20 protein-coding genes are annotated in these 21,637 nt (G+C 67.1%); 14 read left to right on the forward strand and 6 right to left on the reverse strand.

All coding sequences use genetic code 11. From position 1 onward, the window contains the following. Positions 1–385: 385 nt before the first annotated feature. Complete coding sequence (locus ACIA12_RS21415) at positions 386–1,105, forward strand: GntR family transcriptional regulator (protein ID WP_396368777.1); 720 nt, start codon at positions 386–388, stop codon at positions 1,103–1,105. A 10-nt stretch (positions 1,106–1,115) separates the two neighbouring features. Here ACIA12_RS21415 and ACIA12_RS21420 read toward each other — a convergent pair whose 3' ends face one another. Further along, complete coding sequence (locus tag ACIA12_RS21420) at positions 1,116–1,553, reverse strand: MarR family winged helix-turn-helix transcriptional regulator (protein WP_396368778.1); 438 nt, start codon at positions 1,551–1,553, stop codon at positions 1,116–1,118. A 29-nt stretch (positions 1,554–1,582) separates the two neighbouring features. Beyond that, positions 1,583–2,740, reverse strand: a complete 1,158-nt coding sequence (locus ACIA12_RS21425; protein ID WP_396368779.1) for an ROK family protein — start codon at positions 2,738–2,740, stop codon at positions 1,583–1,585. Between the two features lie 99 nt (positions 2,741–2,839). On the opposite strand from ACIA12_RS21425, the gene ACIA12_RS21430 reads away from it, so the two are divergent. From ACIA12_RS21430 to ACIA12_RS21455, 6 genes are all read left to right on the forward strand, one after another. Continuing rightward, the gene (locus tag ACIA12_RS21430; protein WP_396368780.1) at positions 2,840–4,132 is read left to right on the forward strand and encodes an extracellular solute-binding protein; all 1,293 of its coding nucleotides are present in this window, start codon (positions 2,840–2,842) and stop codon (positions 4,130–4,132) included. Continuing rightward, entirely contained in the window at positions 4,129–5,016 is an 888-nt protein-coding gene (locus tag ACIA12_RS21435; RefSeq protein ID WP_396368781.1) for a carbohydrate ABC transporter permease, read from the forward strand. Before ACIA12_RS21430 ends, ACIA12_RS21435 begins: the two co-directional genes overlap by 4 nt. After that, on the forward strand, positions 5,016–5,858 hold the full coding sequence (locus tag ACIA12_RS21440) for a carbohydrate ABC transporter permease (RefSeq protein WP_396368782.1): 843 nt from the start codon (positions 5,016–5,018) through the stop codon (positions 5,856–5,858). Before ACIA12_RS21435 ends, ACIA12_RS21440 begins: the two co-directional genes overlap by 1 nt. After that, positions 5,855–6,925, forward strand: a complete 1,071-nt coding sequence (locus ACIA12_RS21445) for an SIS domain-containing protein (RefSeq protein ID WP_396368783.1) — start codon at positions 5,855–5,857, stop codon at positions 6,923–6,925. The genes ACIA12_RS21440 and ACIA12_RS21445 overlap by 4 nt, the downstream gene beginning before the upstream one ends. Positions 6,926–6,929: 4 nt before the next feature. Further along, the gene (locus ACIA12_RS21450; protein ID WP_396368784.1) at positions 6,930–7,877 is read left to right on the forward strand and encodes a carbohydrate kinase family protein; all 948 of its coding nucleotides are present in this window, start codon (positions 6,930–6,932) and stop codon (positions 7,875–7,877) included. Positions 7,878–7,940: 63 nt separating this feature from the next. Beyond that, a complete protein-coding gene (locus tag ACIA12_RS21455; protein WP_396368785.1) occupies positions 7,941–8,684 on the forward strand; it encodes a hypothetical protein in 744 nt (247 codons plus the stop codon). 43 nt (positions 8,685–8,727) lie between these two features. Here ACIA12_RS21455 and ACIA12_RS21460 read toward each other — a convergent pair whose 3' ends face one another. From ACIA12_RS21460 to ACIA12_RS21470, 3 genes are read right to left on the reverse strand one after another with little or no spacing between them, the layout of a single operon-like run. Continuing rightward, positions 8,728–9,171, reverse strand: a complete 444-nt coding sequence (locus ACIA12_RS21460) for an SRPBCC family protein (RefSeq protein ID WP_396368786.1) — start codon at positions 9,169–9,171, stop codon at positions 8,728–8,730. Between the two features lies 1 nt (position 9,172). Next, the gene (locus ACIA12_RS21465) at positions 9,173–10,540 is read right to left on the reverse strand and encodes an NAD(P)/FAD-dependent oxidoreductase (protein WP_396368787.1); all 1,368 of its coding nucleotides are present in this window, start codon (positions 10,538–10,540) and stop codon (positions 9,173–9,175) included. Then, on the reverse strand, positions 10,525–11,007 hold the full coding sequence (locus ACIA12_RS21470) for an Lrp/AsnC family transcriptional regulator (protein WP_328331787.1): 483 nt from the start codon (positions 11,005–11,007) through the stop codon (positions 10,525–10,527). The genes ACIA12_RS21465 and ACIA12_RS21470 overlap by 16 nt, the downstream gene beginning before the upstream one ends. A gap of 147 nt (positions 11,008–11,154) precedes the next feature. On the opposite strand from ACIA12_RS21470, the gene ACIA12_RS21475 reads away from it, so the two are divergent. Genes ACIA12_RS21475 through ACIA12_RS21495 form a run of 5 tightly spaced genes read left to right on the forward strand, consistent with a single transcriptional unit; the run spans position 11,155 to position 16,646 of the window. After that, positions 11,155–12,342: a spermidine/putrescine ABC transporter substrate-binding protein gene (locus tag ACIA12_RS21475; protein ID WP_396368788.1), complete on the forward strand. Its 1,188-nt coding sequence runs from the start codon at positions 11,155–11,157 to the stop codon at positions 12,340–12,342. Positions 12,343–12,347: 5 nt separating this feature from the next. Beyond that, entirely contained in the window at positions 12,348–13,514 is a 1,167-nt protein-coding gene (locus tag ACIA12_RS21480) for an ABC transporter ATP-binding protein (protein ID WP_396368789.1), read from the forward strand. Next, a complete protein-coding gene (locus tag ACIA12_RS21485; protein WP_396368790.1) occupies positions 13,511–14,440 on the forward strand; it encodes an ABC transporter permease in 930 nt (309 codons plus the stop codon). Before ACIA12_RS21480 ends, ACIA12_RS21485 begins: the two co-directional genes overlap by 4 nt. Continuing rightward, positions 14,437–15,261, forward strand: a complete 825-nt coding sequence (locus tag ACIA12_RS21490) for an ABC transporter permease (protein WP_396368791.1) — start codon at positions 14,437–14,439, stop codon at positions 15,259–15,261. Before ACIA12_RS21485 ends, ACIA12_RS21490 begins: the two co-directional genes overlap by 4 nt. After that, the gene (locus ACIA12_RS21495) at positions 15,258–16,646 is read left to right on the forward strand and encodes an NAD(P)/FAD-dependent oxidoreductase (RefSeq protein ID WP_396368792.1); all 1,389 of its coding nucleotides are present in this window, start codon (positions 15,258–15,260) and stop codon (positions 16,644–16,646) included. The genes ACIA12_RS21490 and ACIA12_RS21495 overlap by 4 nt, the downstream gene beginning before the upstream one ends. 216 nt (positions 16,647–16,862) lie before the next feature. On the opposite strand, the gene ACIA12_RS21500 is transcribed toward ACIA12_RS21495, so the two are convergent. Continuing rightward, a complete protein-coding gene (locus ACIA12_RS21500; protein ID WP_396368793.1) occupies positions 16,863–18,254 on the reverse strand; it encodes an aspartate aminotransferase family protein in 1,392 nt (463 codons plus the stop codon). A 154-nt stretch (positions 18,255–18,408) separates the two neighbouring features. Here ACIA12_RS21500 and ACIA12_RS21505 point away from each other — a divergent pair, with 154 nt between their 5' ends. Next, a complete protein-coding gene (locus tag ACIA12_RS21505) occupies positions 18,409–20,055 on the forward strand; it encodes an amidohydrolase (protein WP_396368794.1) in 1,647 nt (548 codons plus the stop codon). 63 nt (positions 20,056–20,118) lie between these two features. After that, positions 20,119–21,543 carry a gamma-aminobutyraldehyde dehydrogenase gene (locus tag ACIA12_RS21510; RefSeq protein WP_396368795.1) on the forward strand — a complete coding sequence of 475 codons (1,425 nt, stop codon included), beginning with the start codon at positions 20,119–20,121 and terminating at the stop codon, positions 21,541–21,543. Positions 21,544–21,637: the final 94 nt, after the last annotated feature.

Below are 21,637 nucleotides of genomic sequence, written 5' to 3' on the forward strand. Positions count from 1 at the left end.
GAGATAGAGAGGATGCTGTGCGGTCACTGAACGCTGTTAGCGGCGGTCGGCTCCGACGGCCGCCCACACAGGGACGCTGGCCGTGTTCAGCTCTCCTAACCAACGTGCTCCAGCCTTTCGCGAGGACGGGCTAGAGCCTCCCTGTTGCTGCTCTGAGTGCCAACCTTGGTGATAGTCGCGGCGGTTCCAGCAATAGCTGGTCAGATCCGGCTCAGGGCGACCTGATCGTGTAGATAGGCGTCGCCGACGATTGCTAGCAGCAGTTTGGTTGAGAACCTGCGGTTGGGGGCTTCTTGACGGCCGCATGCGCACTCGGGGCCGATCGGCCAGTTGCACGCTGTTGGAAAAGGTTTCGGGGGACCCCGTGGGGGTGTTAGGCAGGGGAATGCACAGTTCCCTGCCCGGTAAGGCCGCCGAGATCAGAGCGCTGCTGTTGAGTCTGATCGACGCCTTGCCGGAAGGGGCCGCCTTGCCGCCGGAGCGGGAGTTGGCGGCTCGGTGGAAGGTTGCGCGGATGACGTTGCGGCGGGCTGTCGACGAGCTGGTGATCGAGGAGTTGCTCGTCCGTCGGCATGGGAGCGGGACGTACACGGCCCGGCCGAAGGTGGCCAGGTGGCTGGGCATGATGGGGTTCTCCGAGGACATCCGGCGGCGCGGGATGCGGCCGGGGAGCCAGACGCTGGAGTTCGGCCGGGCGAAGGCCGAGCGCGCGGCCGCCCGCCGGCTGCGGATCCCGGTCGGCGATCCGGTGCTCACCTTCACCCGGCTCCGGCTCGCCGACGAGATGCCGATGGTGGTCGAACGCACCACGCTGCCCGGCAGCTACGTACCGGGCCTCGAGGCCGACGACCTGAGCGGGTCGCTCTACGAGCTGCTGACCAATCGGTACGGCATTGAGCTCGCCTCCGGTACGTCGAAACTCGAACCCGTGATGCCCGACGCCAAGACGGCCGCGTGGCTCGACATCCCCACCACCCAACCATGCCTGGCTCTGCACGGCGTCAGCTTCGACCGCCGTGAGCGCGTCTTCGAGTACACCTCGGCCGTCTACCGCGGCGACCGCTACGCCTTCACCGCCGAACTCCGGATGACCCCGACGATCTGAGCGGACGCCTCTAACCCTTGCTCTTCTGGTGCTCCACGATGTCCTGGAAGACCGCCTTGAACTCCGCGAACTTCTCCCGCCCCAGCCGCCGCGCATGCCGCTCCTGGATGGCCGCCAGGATCTTGTCGGCCGCCGCCAGCTCCGCGACCCCACGCTCAGTCGGGCAGATCAACTTGGCCCGCCGATCAACCGGATCAGGCCGCCGCTCCACATACCCCAGCCCTTCCAGCTCATCAATCACCGTCCCGATCACCTGCTTGTGCTGCCCCGACCGCCGAGCCAACTCAGTAGCCCGAACCCCCTCCGGCTCCAGATAAGCCAGCACCGCCCCATGCCTCGGATGCAGATCATCAAACCCAAGCTCAGCCAGCCGGCCGAACAACTCCCCCTGAACACCAAACAACAACTGCCCCGCCAACACCCCAAGGTCACCCCGCCTGACAGTCATAACCAGTGACTATCACAAATCGCCCGCAGTTACCCGGTGACCGAGTCCGGGGTTTCTACTCGGGAGAGTAGTTCGGTGGTTGCGTGGGTGGTGGCGGTGGTGATGGCGCCTACCAGGCTGGCTCGGTCGCCCAGGGAGGAGCGGACGATGGTGGGTGGGATGGGGAGGGCGGCTGCGAGTTCGGCTACACGGGCGGCGAGGAAGTCGTTGTCGCCGATGCCGCCGCTGAGGATGACTGTTTCGGGGTCGACGACGGCGCAGATGGCGGCGACGATCTCGCTGATCCGGCGGCATTCGTCTTCGACCAGGGACAGGGCCTGGGGATCGCCTTGCTGGGCTCGCTGAAAGAGGTCGGCCACGTCTTTCAGGGCCGGGTCCAGCGCTTGGGCTTCGCGCAGGAGCGCTTTGCCGCCGGCTTCGTCGGCGCTGCTCGGGGTACCGCTGCGGTGGGCGTGGCCGGTTGGCAGGAAGGCGACCTCGCCGGCCGCGCCATGGGCGCCGCGCAGGAGGGCGCCGTTGTGCATGATGCCCGCGCCGACGCCGGTCCCGATCGCGATCACGGCGAACATCGATGCCTCGGTGCCGGCTCCGTGCCGGTGCTCGCCGATCGCGGCGAGGTTCACGTTGTTCTCCAGCAGTACCGGCCCGTCGATCGCGGCCGACAACTGCGAGTAGAAGTCGTACGGCTTGTCCTCGCCGACGTTCCAGGCGTACCGGACCATCGGATCGTGCCGGTTCACGACTCCAGGAATCGACACCCCAGCAGCCAGCAGCGGCACCTCCACCCGATCAGCCGCCGCCCGCGCCTCGGCCAGCAACTCGACAGCCTGTCGTACGACGCTCGCCGCGCCCTTCGCCCGCGTCGGCCGCTTGAGCTCCGCTAGAGGAGCACCGCTGAGGTCACAGACGGCTGCCCGAAGGTTCGTCCCGCCGATGTCGATCCCGGCCACACACCCAGCACCAGCCGGTACGCCGTACAGCGTGGCCGTCCGTCCGGGTAGACCACTCCGTTGCGCCACCGGTTCCGCCAGACCGAGCGACTCGAGGCGTTCGACCGCGGCAAACACGGTTGGACGGGAAAGGGCACACGCCACCGCGAGCTCCGACCGGGTCTGTGGTCCAGACCGGGTCAGCAGCTGGGTCAGCACGACGCTCGCGCTGGGAGTGCCGCTCACAACACGGTTCATGCGTCACCTCCGGTTAAGCCTTGACTACCGCCTCGGAGCCTGATGATACTTCCCATAAGTTAGGCAGGCTGCCTAACAAACTCGGAATCGGAGTGAGTCATGGCAGACAACCTCTCCCGGCGGACCGCCCTGCAGGCGGCGGGCGGACTCGGGCTGGCAGCGTTCCTGGCGGCGTGTGGCGGTGGCAAGGGCGCCTCGACGGGCGACCAGGGCAGCGGCAAGGGCGAGGTCCGCGCGCTGTTCATGAAACAGGCGGGCTACTCCGAGGACGACATCACCAAGATGACGGCCGCCTTCACCAGTGCGAACCCGGACATCACCGTCAAGCCCGACTTCGTCGCGTACGAGGCGCTGCACGACAAGATCGTCGCGGCCGGTCCGGCCGGTACGTACGACGTGGTGCTGATCGACGTGATCTGGCCGGCCGAGTTCGGCGGCAAGAAGATGATCACCGACGTGACCCGGCAGTGGCCGCTCGGCTGGAAGTCGGACATGCTGGCCGGCGCGGTCGCGACCGCGGAGTACGACGAGAAGCTGTACGGGGTGCCGTGGATCATGGACACCAAGTACTTCTTCTACAACGAGGCGCACCTGCAGGCCGCCAAGGTCGACGCGGCCGGCCTCGACACCTGGGACGGCGTGCTGGCGGCTGCCCGCAAGATCAAGGCGGCCGGCGCTGCGAAGTACCCGCTGATCTGGTCGTGGCAGCAGGCCGAGGCGCTGGTCTGCGACTACGCCCAGCTGCTCGGCGCGATGGGCGGCAAGTTCCTCGACGACTCGGGCAAGGCCGCGTTCAACACTGGCGGAGGGGTCCAGGCGTTGGAGTTCATGCGGCAGACGATCGTCGACGGGCTGACCAACCCGGCGTCGACGCAGTCGCTGGAGGCCGACGTACAGCGGGTGTTCCAGGCCGGGCAGGCGAGCGCGGTACTGAACTGGACCTACATGTACGGCGCGGCCAACGACGCCAAGCAGAGCAAGGTCGCGGGCAAGGTCAAGGTGCTCCAGACGCCCAAGGGCTCGGCCGGGCGGCCGGGTGTCAACGGTGGGATGGCGCTCTGCGTCACCACCGGCAGCAAGAACCAGGCGGCGGCCTTCAAGTACATCAGCTTCCTGACCAGCCAGCCGGAGCAGGACAAGTACGCGCTCGACTCGCTGCCGGTCTGGAAGACCTCGTACGACGACCCCGCCGTCGTCAAGACGAACCCCGCCGTCGTCCCCCAGGCCAAGAAGCAACTCGACGACCTGATCCTCCGCCCCCAGGCCCGCAACTACAACGCCTTCTCCCAGGCCCTCCAGGCAGAACTCCAGAACGCCCTACTCGGCCGCAAACCCGCCCAAAAGGCCCTGGACGACGCCGCCAACAAGGCGAACAGCCTCCTGCAGTCGTGAGCCGAACAAGACAAGTAACAGTCAAGGGAGAGGGCAAGTTCGCGCTGTTCTTGCTCCTCCCCGCCGCGCTGGTCGTCTTCGGCGTCGTGCTTTACCCGGTCATCCGCACACTGTTGATCTCGTTGTACAAGGTCGACAGTGCGATGCCGGGGAGTTATCCGTTCGCGGGGCTGAGCAACTACACGAAGGTTTTCAGCGACCCGTCGTTCTATCCGGTGCTCGGCCACACGGCGTACTTCACGCTCGTCTCGACCGCGATCGAACTCGTACTCGGCCTCGGCGTCGCGCTGCTGCTCAACGCGCCGCTGCGCTTCCGCTGGCTCTGGCGCAGTCTCGTCGTCCTGCCATGGGCGCTGCCGACGATCGTCAACGGCGCGTTGTGGCGCTGGATCTACAACGGCCAGTACGGCGTACTTAACCAGATCCTCGGCACCGACACCCAATGGCTCGGCTCGCCGTTCCTGGCGCTCAACATGGTGATCGTCGCCGACGTCTGGAAGAACACCTCGATCGTCGCCTTCTTCCTGCTCGCCGGCCTGCAGACGATCCCGGCCGAGCTGCACGAAGCGGCCGTGGTGGACGGCGCGAGCAAGCTGCGCACCTTCTGGTCGGTCGTCGTCCCGCTGCTCAAGCCGAGCATCGCGGTGGTCCTAGTCCTGCGCACGATCGAAGCCTTCAAGGTGTTCGACATCATCTACGTGATGACCGGCGGCGGCCCCGCTTCGGGCACCCAGACCGTTGCCTTCTACACCTACCTGCAGGCGTTCTCGAACCAGCTCTTCGGGTACGGCGCCGCGCTCGCGTACCTGATCGTGATCGCCGTCGGCGCGCTGGCGATGTTCTACCTGCGCATTCTCCGGCAGAACCAGTTGGCAGGTGTCTGATGCGCAACCGTCCGTCTCCCGTGCTCTACGTCTTCTGCGCGGTCCTCGCGGTGGTCGTACTCGCGCCGTTCGCCTGGCTGGCGATCTCCAGCATCTCGCCGTCGAACGAGTTGACCGCCGGCGCGCTCTGGCCGGATCACCCGACGCTCGAGCGCTACCGCGACATCTTCACCTCGTCGTCGGGTGGCGACAACGTGGCCGGCACGTTCCGGGTCGCGATGCTGAACAGCCTGATCGTCGCGTCCTGCACGACGGTGATCTCGCTGGTGGTCGGCTCGCTCGGCGGGTACGCGTTCGCCCGGCTGCGGTTCCGGTTCCGGCGTACGACGTTGTTCGCGTTCCTCGCGATCTACATGCTGCCGCCGATCGCGCTGGTGATTCCCCTGTACCTGGCGATGGCGAATCTGCAGTTGCTCGACACCAAGCTCGGGCTGATCGTCACGTACTGCTCGATCGTCACCCCGTTCTGCCTGTGGACGATGAGCAACTTCTACCTGAGCCTCCCGATCGAACTGGAAGACGCCGCCCGCGTCGACGGTTGCTCGCGCCTGGGCGCCCTGCTCCGCGTCGTCCTGCCGCTGGCTCGTCCCGGCATCGTCGCTACCGCCATGTTCGGCTTCCTGCTGGCCTGGGATGAGTTCCTGTACTCCCTGATCTTCACCTCGACCACCAACGCCAAGACCATCCCGGTCGCGATCGCCGAATTCACCGGCAAATTCTCCTCGGACTTCGGCCTGGTAGCCGCCGGCGGCGTCCTGGCCGCCCTTCCCCCCGTCCTCCTCGCCCTGCTCTTCCAGCGCTACATCGTCAGCGGCCTGACCGCCGGTTCGGTCAAGGGATGAAGTTCGCCGAGGGCATAGCCGCCCAACCCGCAGCCCTGGCCGCCAGCCTCGCCTCCCTCGAACTCCCTTCTTTTGAAGGCGGCCTGATAGCCCTCGTAGGCATAGGCGCCAGCGAGTACGCCGCCCGCGGAGCAGCCGCAGCGTGGCGCTCCGCCGGCCTACAAGCCGTAGCCGTCCCAGCCACCGACCCACCGGTCGAAGCAGCCGTCACCATCCTCATCAGCGAATCCGGCCGCAGCGCCGAAGTCCTCGCCTACCAGCCCCCCTCCAGAACCATCGCCCTGACCAACTCCGCAGACAGCCCACTAGCAGCAACAGCCGACGAGCTAATCCTCCTGAACTCCGGCCCAGACAGCCCCGTCTACACCACCGGCTACACCGCCACCCTCCAAGCCCTAGGCATACTGGGCGACCACTGGACCAAGACCTCCGCCGAGGACACGGCGGCCGCCAATACCCCGATCGCCACCGCCTCCGGCGGGCCCACCAGCGTTGCAGGCGGGTCCGGCGGGGACGTGTTCGCCTCGGCGACCGACGGCGGCGAAGCCGGGTTGGCCGGGCCGGGCTTCGATTGGACTGCGCTGCCTGCTCTCGTTTCCGCCGTGCTCGCCGCGCCGCTAGGCGCGGCGAGCACGTATTTGGACGAGGCGCGGTTGGTTGATGTGGTTGCTAGTGGGGTGAGCGTGGCCACTGCGGGGGAGGGCGGGCTGTTGTTGCGTGAGTCGGGGCGACTGCATACGGCGGTGCATGAGACGCGCAACTACTTGCATGGGCCGATGGAGATACTCGACGAGCAGACGACCTGTCTGCTGATCGGAGATGGGCGTGAGGTGCAGTTGGCGTATGACGTGTTGGGCTACGGGACGAAGGTTGTGCTGATCACCACGGGTGAGGTCGACCAAGCGGAAGGGCTGGCGGTGGTCAGGTTGCCTGAGGCAAGGAACGAACTGGCGCGGACGGTGTTGGAGATGGTGGTGGTGCAGCGGTTGGGGTGGGAGGTGGCTCAGCGGCGGGGGTTGAAGGTTGATGGGTTCCGGCATCGTCAGAGCGATACGAAGGTGAGTTGATCCTTTGCCCACGATCCACGTCATCGGCAACGTCCAGCTCGACGTGCTGGCTGACCCCGTCACCGCCCTCCCACGCCCCGGCGGCGACTCGATCATCGACCGTATCGACGTCCGGCCGGCCGGTGCCGCCGGCAACGTGAGCCTCGCGCTCGCCGCCCTCGGCGCCCCGCACCGCCTGTTTGCCGCAGTCGGCGACGACTACGCCGGCCGCTGGGTCCTCGACGAACTCGAGAAGCTCAAGCTCAACGAAGACATCCTCGTCAAACCCGGAGCGACCGGAATCTCCATCGCCGTCGAGGCCCCCGGTCGTGAGCGCGCGTTCATCACCGCGCACGGAGTACTGGCCGACTGGACCCTGGCAGACCTCCCGGACGACGCGACTGCCGCCGACTATGTCCTGCTCACCGGCCACTTCTCCCTCCCCGCCCTCCGCCCCGCCACACACGAACTCCTCAAGCGGGCTCGCGCGAACGGCGCCACCACCGTCCTCGACACCGGCTGGGACCCCGACGACTGGAAGACCACCGGCCGCCAGGAGATCCTCGACCTGCTCCCGCTCGTCGACCTCTTCCTCCCCAACGAGCCCGAGGCGCTGGCCCTCACCAACCTCCCCATCCCGCACGACGCCGCCACTACCCTCACCAAACACAGCGGCCACGCAACCATCCTCAAACGAGGCCCGTACGGTGCCCTGCTCACCACCCCGACGCGTCCCAACGGCAGACCGGGCGCAGCAGAACCCGGCGCCGACACCATCGTCGTCCCCGCCCCACCCGCTGTCCCGTTGGACACCACCGGCGCCGGCGACAGCCTCGCCGCAGCCCTCCTGGCCGAGCTGGCCACCGGCAAACCCCTCCCCGAGGCCCTTACCTTCGCCGTCGCCTACGCCTCCGCAGTAGTAGCCCGCCCCTCGCACAACCGCCACCCCACCCGCGCCGACCTACCCCACTAGCCACTCCACTGCCCCACTGACACAGAGTGATCAGCCAGTCACTATGATCACTAAAGTGATCATGTGCGCAGAATTGTGGGCACGGTAGCGGTGGACTTCAGTACGCCGATCAGCACCGTCATCCCCTCGCTCGACGGACCCGTGCTCCAGGTACTCGCCCGCTCCGACCGCATGCTCTCCGGCCGCCAAGTGCATGCCCAAGCAGGTACCGGCAGCGTCGCAGGCGTCCGTCTGGTCCTCCAGCGGCTCGCCTCGACCGGCCTGGTGCACGTCGACGAGGCCGGCACCTCACTCCTCTACCGCCTCAACCGCTCCCATCTAGCGGCTCAAGCGGTAGAGCTCCTGGCCAACCTGCGCGCCACCTTCACCGACACGCTCGCGGCCAACATCGACTCCTGGCGCATCCCGCCCCTGCACGCCAGCCTGTACGGCGCTGCCGCCCGCGGCGAAGGCGACCTCACCAGCGACGTCGCCCTGCTCCTGGTCCGCTCCGACGAGGTAGCCGCCGACAACCTCCTCTGGGAGCAACAAGTCGGCGGCCTCATGAACGACATCGTCGAACTCACCGGCAACCCCGTCGACGTCGACGAGCTCAGCCTCCGAGACCTCGCCAATCACCACCATGCCGCCGTACCCGTCATCCGGGACTGGCTGCACACCCCCACGATCCTGTACGGCCCTCCGCTCCAGGTCCTCCTGGCCGGCCGCGCCAGCGTCGAGCGCCCGATCCTCGCCGACCTGCCGTCCCTCCCAAACCTGGCCAACTTCCCAGCCCTCCCCGAGCTGACCGCCGGAGCCCTCCGCTAGACGGTGGTGACGCGGCAAGCAAACCGGCTCACCTGCGCTCGGCTCACTCAGCCGATTCGAGCAGGTTCTTGAGGCGGCTGAGGTCCTTCTGATTCGCGCGCCGCATGGCGACTGCCATCAAGGGCGCCGCGACCCCGGCGAAGCCAGATGGTTCACCACGGTTTCGCAAGGTCATCCGGGTCGCCTGCTCACCTTCGGCCGACCACTGGTAGCTCGTCTCCATCGGGAACGGTCCCTGGGCGGTTCGCATCACCAGTCGTTCCAGTGGTACCAGTTCGACCACCTCGTAGGTGTAAGCGAGCCGCCGGCCAAGAAAGTGCGCGACGAAGTTCATCCGCGATCCGACGGCGACGGGCGGAGTGGTGAGCCAGTCGACCGACTCGATGTTCGAGTACCACTCCGGTGCGTTCCCCGGGTCTCCGGCGTACCCGGCGACCTCGGCGAGCGGTCGGCCGATCCGGATCTCGGTCAGTACGTCGACGGCCATCTCACCCTCCGAGCAACGGCGACATCCAGCGTGCGATGCGGCTGTCCCGCCTGGTCAGCCGCTCTTCGGTGTCGGCGACCGTCACGGCGCGCAGGCCGGCGTTGATTCCCAGCCAGCGTAAGGGTTCCGGCTCCCAGCGGGGCGAGCGGTGGTCCACCCAGGGAAGGTGGATCAGGGGAGTGTCGCGGCGGAGGATGAGGTCGGTGAGGGTGCGGCCGGCCAAGTTCGTCGTACTGACGCCGTCGCCGACATAGCCGCCGGCCCACGCCAGACCGGACTGATGATCGATCCCGACCGAAGCCGTCCAATCTCGCGGTACGCCGAGCGCCCCGCCCCACGCGTGGGTGAAGGCGACATCATCCAGCCCGTCGAAGAGATCCCGCAGCGTCGCCTGAAGCGCGGCGAACACGCGAGGCTCCTCGTCGAAGGACGGCTTGATCCGCGACCGGAAGTGGTACGGCGCCCCGCGCCCGCCGAACGCGAGTCGCCCGTCAGCCGTCCGCTGCCCGTAGATCACCAGATGCCGGTGATCGCTGAAGGTCGGCCGATCCGCCAGCCCGATCCGCTCCCACGTCGCCGCGCTCAACGGCTCCGTCGCCACCATCAACGAGTAGACCGGCGCCAGCGTCCGTGCCTCACCAGCCAGCGACGGCGTGAATCCCTCGGTAGCCCGGACGACAACCTCAGCCCGCACCACCCCGTACTCCGTACGCGCACACCCACCCGAAATGGAAAGCACCGGAGTGTGCTCATGAATAGTGACCCCGAGCCCCTCCACCACGGCTGCCAGCCCGCGCACCAGCTTGCCCGGATGGACCGCGGCGCAATGCGGCGTAAACGTTGCCCCCAGCACCTTTGTCGCCCGCACGTACGCCGCGACCTCGTCAGGCTCCAGGAACCGCAGATCCCCCGGCCCCCACTCACCCGCCGAAGCCACCTCAGCCCGAGCCCGAGCCAATTGAGCCTTGGAACGAGCCAGCACGATCGTCCCGCCCTTGTGGTAATCGCAGTCGATGCCTTCGAGCGCACTCACCCGGCCGACCTCGTTCACCGACCCCTGCATCGCCAGGTGCATCGCGATCGCCGACTCCCGACTCGACCCCGGCAGCGAGGCCAGCCGATGCGACGACACCGGAAACAACGCGGAACACCAACCACCGTTGCGTCCCGAAGCGCCGAACCCAACGGTCGCGGCCTCCAGCACCACAATCCGCAGCGAAGGATCAGCGCGAGCCAGGTAGTAGGCCGTCCACAACCCGGTGTACCCGGCCCCGACGATCGCCACGTCGGCATCCCGGTCGCCCGCCAGCCCTGGCCGCTCGACCACAGGTGCCGCGGCCGAGCTCCACAGGATCAGCGCACACCCCACGAGTAGGTCTGCTTGACCAGCTTCAGGTACACGAAGGTCTCGGTCCCCTTGACGCCCTTGATCGACCGCACCCGTTCCGACAGCACCCGCAGCAACTGCTCGTCGCTCTCGCAGAGCACCTCGGCCAGCAGGTCGAACGATCCGGCGGTGATCACGACGTACTCGATCTCGTCCATCGCGGCGAGCTCGTCGGCGATCGGCTCGAGGGCTCCCTCGGCCTTGATCCCGATCATCGCCTGCCGGGCGAACCCCATCTCCAGTGGATCCGTGACGGCCACCACCTGCATGATGCCGGCCTCGGTCAGCCGCTGGACGCGTTGCCGCACCGCGGCCTCGGACAGTCCGACCGCCTTGCCGATCGCGGCGTACGATCTGCGCCCGTCGACCTGGAGTTCGCGGATGATCGCCTTGGCGGTGTCGTCGAGCAGTACAGCGTTCTTTTCGGGGTTCCCCGTGCGTCCGGTCACCTGGAGATCCTGTCAGCGTCACCGGGGGGAGGCAACCCGCAGTACCGGAATCCGTTGCCAAATGAGCATTCAACTGCGGAATCCCTTGTCTTGACCGAAACCGTTTGACAGTATCGCCCGCTAACAGACCCAGACAGGGAGGTCCGGATGAGTCCTCGTCCCCAGCCTGTGATCGGGCGCCGGACCCTTCTCCGCGGGGCCGCGCTCGGGCTGGGCGCCGCCGGCCTGCTCAACGGCTGCGGTATCCCGGCCGCGAAGCAGAGCGCCGGCAGTTGCGTCAGTACGGACAAGTCGGCGACCGAGAAGGCGCTGATCTTCTCCAACTGGCCGAGCTACATGGACGAGTCCGACGAGAAGGTCAACGGCAAGACGGTGCTGCCGACGCTGGCGGACTTCGAGAAGAAGTCGGGCGTCAAGGTCACGTACACCGCGGACGTCAACGACAACTCCGAGTTCTACGCCAAGGTGCGGGACCAGCTCGGCGCCTGCCAGCCGTGTGGTCGCGACATCTTCGTGCTGACCGACTGGATGGCCGCTCGCACCGTCGGCCTCGGCTGGATCCAGCAGCTCGACCACGCCAAGATCCCGAACGTCGACGCCCATCTGCTCAAGCAGTTGAAGGCTCCGCGCTGGGACCCGAACCGCGACTTCAGCGTGCCGTGGCAGTCGGGGCTCACCGGCATCGCCTACAACGCGAAGTACACGAAGGAGGTCGGCAGTTTCGCCGACCTGCTCACCCGCGGGGATCTCAAGGGCAAGGTCACCATGCTGTCGGAGATGCCGGACACGATGTCGTTCATGCTCCGGCTGGTCGGCGCCGACCCGAACAAGTTCGACGACGCGGCCTGGAGCAAGGCACTCGACAAACTCAGCGGGTACGTCGCTTCCGGGCAGGTCCGCCGCTTCACCGGCAACGACTACGTGCAGGACCTGAACGCCGGCAACATCGTCGCCTGCCAGGCCTGGTCGGGTGACGTGCTGGCGCTCCAGGCGGACAACCCGGACGTGAAGTTCGTCGTACCCGAAGAAGGTCTGGCGCTCTGGTCGGACAACATGCTCGTGCCCAACAAGGCGACCCACAAGGCGAACGCCGAGGCGCTGATGAACTACTACTACGACCCGGAGGTCGCGGCCACGCTGGCGGCCTGGGTGAACTACATCTGCCCGGTCGAGGGCGCCCGCAAGGCGATGGAGAAGGTCGATCCCGAGCTGGTCGACAGCCCGCTGATCTTCCCCGACGCCGAGGTGCTCGAGAAAACCTTCGCGTTCATGCCGCTGGACACGGCCAAGGCGAAGCTCTACGAAACCGACTTCAACCTCGCGATCGGGGGCTGACCGCCATGACTGTCACTCAGGACGACACTGTCGCCGGTACCACCACCAAGACCAGCGATCTGGTGCTCAGGGGGCTCAGCAAGCAGTTCGCCGGCCATCGGGCCGTGCACGACCTGGACCTGACCGTGCCACAGGGCGAGTTCTTCGCGTTGCTCGGCCCGTCCGGCTGCGGCAAGACGACCACGCTGCGGATGGTCGCCGGGCTGGAGGAACCCACCAGCGGGACGATCAGTCTCGGCGACCAGAACATCACCGGCCTGCGGCCGTACAAGCGGCCGGTCAACACCGTCTTCCAGAACTACGCGCTCTTCCCGCATCTGGACATCTTCGAGAACGTCGCCTTCGGGCTGCGCCGGCGCAAGGTCAAGGACGTCAAGCAGAAGGTCGACGAGATGCTCGAGCTGGTCGAGCTCGGCGGCTATGGCCGGCGCAAGCCGGGGCAGTTGTCCGGCGGTCAGCAGCAACGAGTCGCGCTCGCTCGTGCGCTGATCAACCGGCCGCAGGTGCTGCTGCTCGACGAACCGCTCGGCGCGCTCGACCTCAAGCTCCGGCGGCAGATGCAGATCGAGCTGAAACGGATCCAGACCGAGGTCGGCATCACCTTCGTGCACGTCACGCACGACCAGGAAGAAGCGATGACGATGGCCGACACGATCGCCGTGATGAACAGCGGCGTGATCGAGCAGCTCGGTTCGCCCGCGGAGTTGTACGACCTGCCGGCCACCACGTTCGTCGCGAACTTCCTCGGCCAGTCGAACCTGGTCCGGGCCAGGATCGTCAGCCAGGCCGACGGCAACCTGGTCGTCGACGTGCACGGTGGCAAGGTCGTCGTACCGGTTCCGCGCTGCCGGGTGACCGAGGGCGACGTGTGGATGGGGATCAGACCGGAGAAGGTCTTCCTCGCGCCGTCGGGGTCCGAGGACGACATCGGCTCGAACGTGCTGCGGTCGGCCGTGGTCACCGATGTGAGTTATATCGGCGTGAGTACGCAGTACCTGGCAAAGCTGCCGTGGGGGCAGGAGCTGACGGTGTTCGAGCAGAACACCGGCGCCCGGGCGGCATTGAAGGTCGGCGACGCCGTCGATCTGCACTGGCAGCCGTCGCACACCTTCGTCCTCGATGCGGCGCAGGACGCGCTGGCCGGTGTCGAGGACATCGCGGACGCGGGATGAGCGCCCTCGGTCAACTCCCGGGGCCGGCGGCCGGTACTACGCCGGGGGCCGGTGCTACGCCGGCCGCGCTGCCGCCTGAGCGCAAGGGGCGCAGCCTGACGGGGTACCTGCTCCTGGCGCCGGGTGCTCTGTGGCTGTTGCTGTTCTTCGTCGTACCGATCGTGTCGTTGCTCGCGGCCAGCCTGTACGACCCGAACGGCTCGATCGAGGCCGGCTTCAAGATGACGTGGAGCTTCCACAACTACCTGGACGCGCTCGCCGACTACGCCCGGCCGTTCGCGCGCTCGCTGTGGTACTCCTTGCTGACCACGGCCTTCTGCCTGCTGCTCGGCTATCCGCTGGCCTACGCGATCGCGTTCAAGGCGGGCCGCTGGAAGAACATCATGCTGGCGCTGGTGATCGCGCCGTTCTTCACCAGCTTCCTGATCCGCACCCTGTCGTGGAAGTTGCTGCTCAGCGACAACGGCTTCGTCGTGGACTTCCTCAAGACGGTCCACATCCTCGGCTCGGACGGCCGCCTGCTCGCCACCACGGCCGCGGTGGTCACCGGGCTCACGTACAACTTCCTGCCGTTCATGATCCTGCCGCTCTACGCCAGCCTCGAGAAGATCGATCACCGGCTGATCGAAGCCGGTGGAGATCTGTTCGCCGGACCGGTCACGACCTTCCGCACGGTGACGTTGCCGCTCTCGATGCCGGGCGTCGTCGCGGGCACGCTGCTGACCTTCATCCCGGCGGCCGGCGACTACATCAACGCGCAACTGCTCGGTACGCCGAAGCAGCGGATGATCGGCAACGACATCCAGCGCCTCTTCGCGGCCGGCGCCTACCCGACGGCCGCCGCGCTCTCGGTCACGTTGATGGCCGCGATCGTCGTGCTCGTCCTGTTCTACGTACGCCGCGCCGGGACGGAGGAGCTGGTATGACCGCGCTGAGCTTGACCGGTGTGGGCCGCTGGATCGGGCGGCACCTGATCCTCTTCCTCGGACTGCTCGTCCTGCTGTACCTCTTCGCGCCGATCTTCGTCGTGATCCTGATGTCGTTCAACGCGCCCAAGAGCAAGCTGTCCTACACCTTCGACGGCTTCACCTGGGAGAACTGGCAGCACCCGTGCCGCCCGTTCGGACTCTGTGACGCGGTCGGCACCAGCCTGCAGATCGGCCTGGCCTCGACCGTGATCGCGACCGCGCTGGGAACGTTGATGGCGTTCGCGATGGTCCGTCAGCGGTTCCGCGGCCGGTCCGCGACCAACCTGTTCATCTTCCTGCCGATGGCCTCCCCGGAGATCGTGCTCGGTTCGTCGTTGCTCGCGCTGTTCGTGTCGTCCGGCTTCGGCGGCCGGCTCGGGTTCTGGACGATCCTGATCGCGCACGTGATGTTCTGCCTGTCCTTCGTCGTCGTCACGGTGAAGGCACGCTTGTCCGGGATGGACTCGCGGCTCGAACAGGCTGCGATGGACCTGTACGCCAACGAGTGGCAGACGTTCTGGCGGATCACTTTTCCGTTGGTGTTCCCCGGCATCCTGGCCGCGGCCCTGCTCAGCTTCTCGCTGTCCTTCGACGACTTCATCATCACCAACCTGAACGCCGGCACGACGGTCACCTTCCCGATGTTCGTCTGGGGATCGGCCCAACGCGACCTGCCACCCCAGATCAACGTCGTCGGTACCGCGATGTTCCTCCTCGCCTTGTTCCTGGTACTCGGCGGCGAGCTGGCCCGTCGCCGGCGAAACGCCCGTGCTCGGTGAGCGCGTCGCCCGGGCTCGCGTTGCGGGAAGCCCAGCCCCGCGTTTTCTGGCTGGACGACCCGGCGGCCCCGGAACCGGCTGAACAGCTCATCGGGGAACATACAGCGGACCTGGCGATCGTCGGCGGTGGATACACCGGCCTGTGGACAGCGCTTCGGGCCAAGGAACGCTACCCATCGCTGGACGTGGTCGTGCTGGAGGCGTCGACCTGCGGGAACGCGGCCAGCGGTCGCAACGGCGGCTTCTGCGACGCCAGCCTGACGCACGGTTTCGGCAACGGCCAGGCCCGCTGGCCGGACGAGTTGCCGTTGCTGGAGCGACTCGGTGAAGAGAACCTGGAAGCGATCGGCGCGACCATCGCGAAGTACGGGATCGACTGCGGCTGGGAGCGTACCGGCGAACTGACCGTCGCGACGGCGCCCCACCAACTGGCAGAGCTCGCGGCGGAGGCCGAAGCCCGGCAGGCGTTCGGCCACAAGGTAGCCCTGCTCGACGCCACCCAGACCCGCGCCGAGGTGAACTCCCCGACCTACCTCGGCGCGCTCGCCGACCACTCCGGTACTGCGCTGATCGAACCAGCTCATCTTGCCTGGGGCCTACGCCGCGCCTGCCTCGAGCTCGGCGTCCGCATCCACGAGCACTCGCCTGTCACCGGCCTCCGTGGTGATCGGTTGCTGCTGGCAACTGGTTCGCTACGGGCCGGCCGGATCGCGCTGGCCACCAACGCTTTCCCGTCCTTGCTCCGGCGCCTACGGCTGTACACGGTGCCTGTCTACGACTTGGTGCTGATGACCGAGCCGTTGTCGCCGGCGCAGTCGAGTGCGATCGGCTGGCGTGGCCGGCAAGGCATCGGCGACGCGTCGAACCTCTTCCACTACTACCGGCTCACCCGCGACAACCGGATCCTCTGGGGTGGCTACACACCGCTGTACTACTTCGGCAGCCGTATCGACCCAGCGCTGGAGCAACGCGACGCCATCCACGAGATGCTGGCCGGGCACTTCTTCGCGACCTTCCCGCAACTGGAGGGCCTGCGGTTCACCCATCGCTGGGGCGGCGTGATCGACACCAGTACCCGCTTCTGCGCCTTCTTCGGCACTGCGTCCGAAGGCCGCGTCGCCTACGCCCTCGGCTACACCGGCCTAGGCGTAGCCGCCACCCGCTTCGGCGCCGACGTGATGCTCGACCTCCTGTACGGCGAGAAGACCGAGCGTACGGACCTCAAGATGGTCCGCGAGCGCCCGATGCCCTTCCCTCCCGAGCCGATCCGGTCAGCCGGCATCCACCTCACCAGATGGTCGATGGCCCACGCGGACTCCCACGCAGGCCATCGCAACCTCTGGCTCAGAACCCTTGACCGACTAGGCCTCGGGTTCGACTTCTAACATCCCCACCACCCCAACCACTTTGAGCACCCGCCAGCCACCGAACAGCCAATTCGGCGACTACCCGGTGCCCAAAGTCGTCCCCACCGCTGTCGAGCACTCCCCACGCCCGGCGCTCACGCGCGACTTTGAGCACCGGTCAGCTGCCAGGTCGCCGATTCGGCGACTGCTGGGTGCTCAAAGTCGCGCCTGTCAGGGGCGTAGCGGGGTGATGGGTTAGAGCTTCGTTTCCGCCTCGGTGAGGACGGAGCGGAGGATCTGTTCCATCTCGTCGAAGTGGGACTGGTCGCAGATCAGCGGCGGGGAGAGCTGGATGACCGGGTCGCCGCGGTCGTCGGCGCGGCAGTACAGGCCGGCGTCGAACAGTGCCTTGGAGAGGAAGCCGCGGAGCAGCCGCTCGGACTCCTCGTCGTTGAAGGTCTCCTTGGTCGTCTTGTCCTTGACCAGTTCGATCCCGTAGAAGTACCCGTCACCGCGGACGTCGCCGACCAAAGGCAGGTCGAGCAGCTTCTCGAGCGTCGCACGGAACTCCCCCTCGGTGTCCCGGACGTGCTCGTTGATGCGCTCACGCTCGAAGATGTCGAGATTCGTGAGTGCGACGGCCGCGGAGACTGGATGGCCCCCGAAGGTATAGCCGTGGGCGAACGACGCGTTGCCCTGCAGGAACGGCTCCATCAGCCGGTCCGAGGCGATCATCGCGCCCAACGGGGCGTAGCCGGAGGTGAGTCCCTTCGCGCAGGTGATCATGTCCGGTTGGTAGCCGTACCGCTCGGCGCCGAACATATGGCCGAGGCGGCCGTACGCGCAGATCACCTCGTCGGAGACCAGCAGTACGTCGTACTGGTCGCAGATCTCTCGTACTCGCTCGAAGTACCCGGGTGGCGGCGGGAAGCAGCCGCCCGCGTTCTGAACCGGCTCGAGGAAGACGGCGGCGACGGTCTCGGGGCCCTCTTGCTCGATCGCGACGGCGATCTGGTCGGCGGCCCAGCGGCCGAACGCGACCGGGTCGTCGCCGTGGATCGGGGCGCGGTAGATGTTCGTGTTCGGCACCCGGAAGGTGCTTGGTACCAGCGGCTCGAACTGCTGCTTGAGCTCCGGCAGGCCGGTGATCGAGAGCGCGCCGTGGGTGGTGCCGTGGTACGCGATGGCGCGGCTGATCACCTTGTGCTTCATCGGCTTGCCGGTCAGCTTGAAGTAGTTCTTCGCCAGCTTCCAGGCGGTCTCGACGGCCTCGCCGCCACCGCTGGTAAAGAAGACCCGGTTGAGGTCGCCCGGCGCGTAGTTGGCGACCCGCTCGGCGAGCTCGATCGACTTCGGGTGCGCGTAGGACCAGAGCGGGAAGAACGCCAGCTCAGAGGCCTGCTTGGCCGCGGCCTCGGCGAGCTCGGTGCGGCCGTGGCCGAGCTGGCTGACGAAAAGGCCGGCCAACCCATCGAGGTATCGCTTGCCGCGGGCGTCGTAGATGTAGGCGCCGTCGCCCCGGACGATGACCGGTACCTCGGCGGTTTCGTAGCTGCCCATCCTGCTGAAGTGCAGCCACAAGTGGTCGCGCGCAGACTGCTGCAAACGGTCGAAGGCGGCGTCGTCAAGGGCGTCGGACGGCATCATCGGTTTCCTCATCTCAAGCTGGCCGTTCCCGCCATCCTGCCCGCCAACTTTCCCTCTGGCAAGTGATTTCGTTCTCGCAGGACCAAGATCCTGTCGATCTCATCGGTTGATCACGCCATCTGATTCGGATTCCGCAGTACGAGAGGATGCATTCGTGGACACCCTCTTCACCAACGGCTCCCTCTTCAACGGCCACACCCACCACCCCAACTGGTCCGTCCTGATCCGCTCCGGTCGGATCCTCGCCACCGGCCCCGACCTGTCTTCCCATCTCGATCCACAAACAGAAGTAGTAGACCTGCGTGGTGGTTTGCTGCTGCCTGGCTTCGTGGATGCTCATGTCCATCCGGTCCAGGGCGGGCTCGAGCGTGCCCGGTGCGACCTCTCCCCGCTCTCGGGCCGCGCGGCGACGCTCGACGCGATCTGGGCGTACGCTGCGGCGCATCCTGAGGTGGAGTGGATCCTCGGTGGTGGTTGGCATCAGCCCGACTACGAAGGCGGCGCCCCGCTCGCGAGTGACCTCGACGCCATCGTCAGCGACCGGCCGGTGTTTCTCGCCAACGCCGATCACCACGGTGCATGGGTCAACTCGCGTGCTCTGGCTCTGGCCGGCATCGACGCCCGTACGCCGGACCCCGCCGACGGCCGGATCGAGCGCGACGCCAACGGCAACCCCACCGGCACCCTGCACGAAGGCGCCATGGATCTGGTCGGGCACCTCGTCCCACCGATCACCCACGACGAGCAGGTCGCCGCCCTCCTCGGAGCGCAGGCGTATCTGCACTCCTTCGGCATCACCGGCTGGCAGGACGCCATCTTCGGCGACTACGCCAACCTCGACGACTCAACCCCCGCCTACGTCGAACTCGCCCGCGACGGCCGCCTGACAGCCCGTGTGAACGGCGCCCTCTGGTGGCGCCGAGACCTAGGCGCCGAGCAACTCCCCTCCCTGATCGAACGCCGCGAAGCCCTGCAATTCCCACGACTCCGCGCCGGCAGCGTCAAGATCATGCAGGACGGAGTAGTCGAGAACTTCACCGCCGGAATGCTCGACCCGTACCTCGCGAACCCCACCCCACCGCCCCGGCTTGGGAACGGCTGCGGCTGCGGCACCGCAAACTCCGGTCTCTCGTTCGTCGACCCCATTGCCCTCCGCCAACACGTCACCGCCCTCGACGCCGCAGGCTTCCAAGTCCACGTTCACGCGATCGGCGACCGCGCGGTCCGCGAAGCCCTGGACGCCTTCGAGGCAGCCCGGGCATCGAATGGCAGCAACGACCTGCGGCACCACATCGCCCACCTGCAAGTCATCCACCCCTCCGACATCGCCCGGTTCGCCGCGCTGGACGTCGCCGCCAACATGCAAGCGCTGTGGGCGGTTCACGAGCCGCAGATGGACGAGTTGACCATCCCGTTCCTCGGGCCGGAGCGGACGCGGTGGCAGTACCCGTTCGGTGACCTCGCCCGTTCGGGGGCACGGCTGGCGGCCGGCTCGGATTGGCCCGTTTCGAGTCCGGACCCGCTGGCCGCAGTACAGGTTGCGGTGAATCGGCGGCATCGCGACGCGGAGTACGAGCCGTTCCTGCCGGAGCAGGCGCTCGACCTGGCGACTGCGCTCGCGGCGTACACGTCGGGGAGTGCATGGGTGAACCACGCCGACGAGACCGGGCGGATCGCGCCCGGGATGCTTGCCGACCTCGCGGTGCTCGACCGGGATCCGTTCGCGCAGCCGATCGAGGAGATCGGTGAGGCGCGGGTTGTGGCGACCTATGTCGAAGGAGATCGCGTCTATAGCGAGTGAATCCGTTGTGAGATGGCAGTTAGGCCTACCGAATTCGTTGCGAGTCCGGTTAGGCTCCCAGGCATGCAGACGCTCTCGAATCTTGTGGATGGCAAGCCGGTCGGCGCGCTCGGCGGCGCGACGTACGACGTGATCGATCCGACGACGGGTGAGGTCTACGCGCAGGCGCCGAAGTCCGGGGCGGAGGATGTCGACGCAGCGATGCGGGCGGCGGATCGCGCCTTCGAGACCTGGCGGGACACCACGCCGGCTGAGCGGCAGCGGATGCTGCTGAAGATCGCGGATGCGCTGGAGACGCGCGCGGACGAGTTCACTCGGGTCGAGAGCCAGAACACGGGCAAGCCGCTCGCGTTGACGGCTTCGGAGGAGTTGCCGCCGTGCGTGGATCAGCTGCGGTTCTTCGCCGGGGCGGCGCGGGTGCTCGAGGGGCGGTCGGCCGGGGAGTACATGGCCGGGCATACGTCGTGGATCCGGCGCGAGCCGATCGGTGTCGTCGGTCAGGTGACGCCGTGGAACTACCCGCTGATGATGGCGATCTGGAAGATCGCTCCGGCGCTCGCGGCGGGCAACACGATCGTGCTGAAGCCGAGCGACACGACCCCGGCTTCGACGGTGCTGCTGGCCGAGCTGTGCAACGAGTTCCTGCCGCCGGGTGTGTTCAACGTCGTCTGCGGTGATCGTGACACCGGGCGTGCGCTGGTGGATCACGAGGTTCCGCAGCTGGTCGCGATCACCGGCTCGGTGCGAGCGGGGATGGAGGTCGCGTCGGCGGCGGCCCGGCAGCTCAAGCGCACCCACCTGGAACTCGGTGGCAAGGCCCCGGTCGTCGTCTTCGATGACGCTGACCTCGAAGCCGCCGCTGAAGCGATCGCCGGTGCGGGCTACTTCAACGCCGGCCAGGACTGCACCGCCGCGACCCGAGTCCTCGCCGGCCCGCGCATCCACGACGACTTCGTCGCTGCTCTCACCGAGCAGGCTCGTTCGACCAAGACCGGTCGCCCGGAGGACGACGTCGCGTACGGCGCTCTGAACAACGCCGACCAGCTCAGCCGGGTCAGCGGTTTCATCGACCGCCTCCCCGACCACGCTTTGCTCCAGACCGGCGGCCACGCGGTCGGCGACCGCGGTTACTTCTACGAGCCGACGGTCGTGTCAGCGTTGAAGCAGGACGACGAGGCCATCCAGCAGGAGATCTTCGGCCCGGTCATCACCGTCCAGCGCTTCACCGACGAGGACGAAGCGCTGCGCTGGGCCAACGGCGTCGAGTACGGACTGGCCTCCTCGGTCTTCACCCGCGACCACGGCCGCGCCATGCGGATGGCCCGCCGCCTCGACTTCGGCTGCGTCTGGATCAACACCCACATCCCGATCGTCGCCGAAATGCCCCACGGCGGCTTCAAGAACTCCGGCCACGGCAAAGACCTCTCGATGTACGGCCTCGAGGACTACACCCGCATCAAACACGTGATGTCGAACATCGAGATCTGACCGAATGCCCTCCATGTCTCGAACCCACCGACCGACTTTGAGCACCGGGCAGTCGCCGGATCGGTGATCGGGTGACTGCTGGGTGCTCAAGGTC

Origin of the sequence: Kribbella sp. NPDC051620, from assembly GCF_044453825.1 — a bacterium.
In the GTDB taxonomy this organism is placed as follows: domain Bacteria; phylum Actinomycetota; class Actinomycetes; order Propionibacteriales; family Kribbellaceae; genus Kribbella.

Coding starts and splice junctions, on each gene's coding strand:
- ACIA12_RS21475 (WP_396368788.1), top strand. CDS start 11,155: ATGAGTCCTCGTCCCCAGCCTGTGATCGGGCGCCGGACCCTTCTCCGC.
- ACIA12_RS21480 (WP_396368789.1), top strand. CDS start 12,348: ATGACTGTCACTCAGGACGACACTGTCGCCGGTACCACCACCAAGACC.
- ACIA12_RS21445 (WP_396368783.1), top strand. CDS start 5,855: ATGAAGTTCGCCGAGGGCATAGCCGCCCAACCCGCAGCCCTGGCCGCC.
- ACIA12_RS21460 (WP_396368786.1), bottom strand. CDS start 9,171: ATGGCCGTCGACGTACTGACCGAGATCCGGATCGGCCGACCGCTCGCC.
- ACIA12_RS21420 (WP_396368778.1), bottom strand. CDS start 1,553: ATGACTGTCAGGCGGGGTGACCTTGGGGTGTTGGCGGGGCAGTTGTTG.
- ACIA12_RS21510 (WP_396368795.1), top strand. CDS start 20,119: ATGCAGACGCTCTCGAATCTTGTGGATGGCAAGCCGGTCGGCGCGCTC.
- ACIA12_RS21415 (WP_396368777.1), top strand. CDS start 386: ATGCACAGTTCCCTGCCCGGTAAGGCCGCCGAGATCAGAGCGCTGCTG.
- ACIA12_RS21485 (WP_396368790.1), top strand. CDS start 13,511: ATGAGCGCCCTCGGTCAACTCCCGGGGCCGGCGGCCGGTACTACGCCG.
- ACIA12_RS21500 (WP_396368793.1), bottom strand. CDS start 18,254: ATGATGCCGTCCGACGCCCTTGACGACGCCGCCTTCGACCGTTTGCAG.
- ACIA12_RS21490 (WP_396368791.1), top strand. CDS start 14,437: ATGACCGCGCTGAGCTTGACCGGTGTGGGCCGCTGGATCGGGCGGCAC.
- ACIA12_RS21425 (WP_396368779.1), bottom strand. CDS start 2,740: ATGAACCGTGTTGTGAGCGGCACTCCCAGCGCGAGCGTCGTGCTGACC.
- ACIA12_RS21430 (WP_396368780.1), top strand. CDS start 2,840: ATGGCAGACAACCTCTCCCGGCGGACCGCCCTGCAGGCGGCGGGCGGA.
- ACIA12_RS21440 (WP_396368782.1), top strand. CDS start 5,016: ATGCGCAACCGTCCGTCTCCCGTGCTCTACGTCTTCTGCGCGGTCCTC.